The following is a 3,037-nucleotide window of genomic DNA, read 5'->3' as shown; positions in this document are numbered from 1 at the left end:
GACTTTCATCGGCCGAATTTCTGCGGCCGCGTGCTGGGCGCGCGGTGGAACGATACGTGACGGCGCCGGCCCGGCGTGCGGCAGCCGGCCGCACGGCCGGCCGCGGCGCGCCGCCGCGCCCGGCGTGCGCGGGTCAGGCGGGCGATTGCGCCGCGTCGTGCCGCGCGTAGTCGACGTAGCCGGCGCGCTCGCCGCCGTACCAGCCGATGGACTTCGGCTGCGCGAGCGGTGCGCGGGCCGCGATGCGCTCGACCAGATCCGGGTTCGCGATATACGCGCGGGCAAACGCGACGAGATCGGCGTCGCCCGCGTCGATCAGCGCGCTCGCCGCCTCCGGTGAAATGCCGCCGTTGACGATCAGCGTGCCGTGGAACGACCGGCGCGCGTGCTCGACGATGCGCGGCAGATCGGGTTCGCCGCTCCAGCCGTTGGTGTCGGCCGCGTGCAGATAGGCGACGCCCGCCGCGTTGAGCATCCGCCCGACGTACGCGAGCGTCGCGTCCGGATCGGCGTCGCGCACGTTGTTGTATTTCGCATACGGCGAGATGCGCACGCCGACGCGGCTCAGCGGCATCACGCCGCCGACCGCGTCGACGATTTCTTCCAGAAAGCGCGCGCGGTTCGCGACCGATCCGCCGTAGCGATCGTCGCGGCGGTTCAGCGTCGACGACAGGAACTGGTGCGGCAGGTAGCCGTTGGCCGCATGAATCTCGACGCCGTCGAAGCCCGCGGCCATCGCGCGTGCCGCGGCCTGCCGGAATTCGTCGACGGTCGCGACGACTTCATCGGTCGTCATCGCGCGCGACGGCGTCGCATGAATCTTCGTGTAGTAGCCGTTCTGCAGCTGCGCCCAGACCTGCAACTGTTCGAGGTCGTCGTTCACGCCGGACGGCGACAGCGGCGCGGCGCCGCCGAGCAGCGTCAGCGAGCTGACGCGCCCGCCATGCCACAGCTGCGCGAAGATGCGCCCGCCGTTCGCATGGACGACATCGGTGACGATTTTCCAGGCGGCGGCCTGCGCATCGTCGACGAGGCCCGGCGTCAGCTCGAATGCGGCGGACGCCCGGCTGACGTTGGTGGCTTCGGTCACGATCAGGCCGGCCGACGCGCGCTGCGCGTAGTACTCGGCCATCAGTTCGGTGGGCAGCCCGCGCGACGGCGCGCGCGAGCGCGTCATCGGCCCCATCACGACGCGGTTCGGCAGCGCGAGGCCGCGCAGATCGTAAGCACTGAGCAGGGAAGACATGATGGACTCCTGTGGTTCGACGGAGGGCGGGGCGGCGGCGCGCCCCGCGAACGGATCGGTTCGGCGTGCGACGGCGGGTCAACCCGCGGCGTGGCGTTGCGCGTGCGGCCGCCCGACGAGCAGGTAGTGCGCGAGCGCGACGATCGGGAACGCGCCGGCCACCGCGGCGACGAGCGGCCAGCCGCCGTGCTCGTACAACGGGCTCGCGAGCGCGGAGCCGACGGCGCCGCCGACGAAGATGCTCGTCATGTACAGCGCATTCAGCCGGTTGCGGCTCGCCGCGTGCAGCGCATAGATCTCGCGCTGGCCGAGCACCATGTTCATCTGCACCGCGAAGTCGAGCACGATGCCGGTGACGACGAGCCCGTACAGGCCGGTGCCGTGCACGAACCCGACCGCATACGCGAGCGCGCCGGCGACGAGCGCGATCAGCGTCGCGCGCACCGTATGGCCGGCATCCGCCAGGCGCCCGGCCACCGGCGCCGAGGTCGCGCCGATCGCGCCGACCAGCGCGAACAGGCCGATCGCCGATTGCGACAACCCGTAGTGACGCGTCAGCTCGACGGGCACGGCGGTCCAGAACAGGCTGAACGACGCGAACATCAGGCCCTGGTAGAACGCGCGGTGGCGCAATACCGGCATCGTGCGGACGAGGTGCAGCAGCGAGCCGATCAGTTCGAAATAGGTCGCGCGATGATCGGGCTGGCGCGACGGAATCGTCAGCGCGAGCACGGCCGTGACGAGCGTCATCAGCACGGCCGCCGCCGCGAACACGAAGCGCCAGCCGAACGCGTCGGCCACGACGCTCGACAGCGGCCGCGCGAGCAGGATGCCGAGCAGCAGCCCGCTCATGATCGTGCCGACGACGCGGCCGCGCGAATGGTCGGGCGCGAGATGTGCGGCGAGCGGCACGAGGATCTGCACGGCCACCGAGCTGAACCCGATCAGCAGCGAAATCGCGAGAAAGAGCCCGGGCGTGCGCACGAGCGCCGCCGCCGCGAGGCTCGCGATCGACACGACGGCCGTCACGATCATCAGCTTGCGGTTTTCGAGCAGGTCGCCGAGCGGCACGATGAAGAACAGCCCGAGCGCGTAGCCGATCTGCGTCAGCGACACGATCAGGCTCGCCGTGTTGCCGGACATGTGCAGGCCCGGCGCGATGAGCTCGGTGATCGGCTGCGCGTAGTACAGGTTCGCGACGATCGCGCCGCAACTGAACGCGAACAGCAGGATCAGCCCCTGCGTGAGCTTGACGCCGTGCGCGGGCGGCGCGAGCGGTGTTGAATCCGTTGACATGGTCGACTCCTGGAAAAGGGAAAGGCCGGGCACCGGAGCGTCGCGCCGGCATGGAGCTCGCCTGGCCGCGATACGGTGCACCGCATTGCCGTCGATACTAGTGATCAATCGCTCAGGCCGGAATCGGGACGCCGCGCAATCGAGCGTTGCGCGGCACGCAAAGGTGCCGCGCCGCGCGGGTTCAGCCGCGTTTGCCCTGCAGCGTCGGAATCTGCTCGAACAGGCCCGCGAGCCAGTCGACGAACACCTTCAGCTTGACCGGGATGTGGCGATTGGGCGGATACAGCACCGAGATCGGCCGGGCCGGCGCGTTGAAATCGGTCAGCACCTCGCGCAGCCGGCCCGATTTCAGGTAAGGCTCGACGAGGTACAGCGACGTCTTGATCAGGCCGATGCCGGCGACGCCGCACTCGATGTAGTTGTCCGCGTCGTTGACGGCCACCGTGCCGCACATCTGCACGATGCGCGGCTCGCCGTCGACCACGTAATCCCACG

The 3,037-nt window shown here is 70.0% G+C and carries 3 protein-coding genes; all 3 read right to left on the bottom strand.

Translation table 11 applies throughout. The features are described 5' to 3' along the window. Window positions 1-133: 133 nt before the first annotated feature. Entirely contained in the window at window positions 134-1,246 is a 1,113-nt protein-coding gene (locus AP428_RS34180; RefSeq protein WP_011545672.1) for an alkene reductase, read from the bottom strand. Between the two features lie 78 nt (window positions 1,247-1,324). After that, window positions 1,325-2,542 (bottom strand): MFS transporter, encoded by a 1,218-nt coding sequence (locus AP428_RS34175; protein ID WP_011545671.1) that lies wholly within the window; start codon window positions 2,540-2,542, stop codon window positions 1,325-1,327. Between the two features lie 181 nt (window positions 2,543-2,723). Further along, window positions 2,724-3,037 (bottom strand): LysR substrate-binding domain-containing protein (locus AP428_RS34170; RefSeq protein ID WP_231691732.1); only part of this gene is annotated, 314 nt, incomplete at its 5' end.

Source organism: Burkholderia sp. E168m22, assembly GCF_001319805.1.
GTDB classification, from domain to species: domain Bacteria; phylum Pseudomonadota; class Gammaproteobacteria; order Burkholderiales; family Burkholderiaceae; genus Burkholderia; species Burkholderia orbicola.
The sequence above is the reverse complement of the archived record's forward strand: the minus strand, read 5'-3'. Positions and strand labels throughout refer to the sequence as shown.

Bases quoted from the DNA above. Each gene is read 5' to 3' on its own strand.
- AP428_RS34180 (WP_011545672.1), bottom strand. From the start codon at position 1,246: ATGTCTTCCCTGCTCAGTGCTTACGATCTGCGCGGCCTCGCGCTGCCG.
- AP428_RS34175 (WP_011545671.1), bottom strand. From the start codon at position 2,542: ATGTCAACGGATTCAACACCGCTCGCGCCGCCCGCGCACGGCGTCAAG.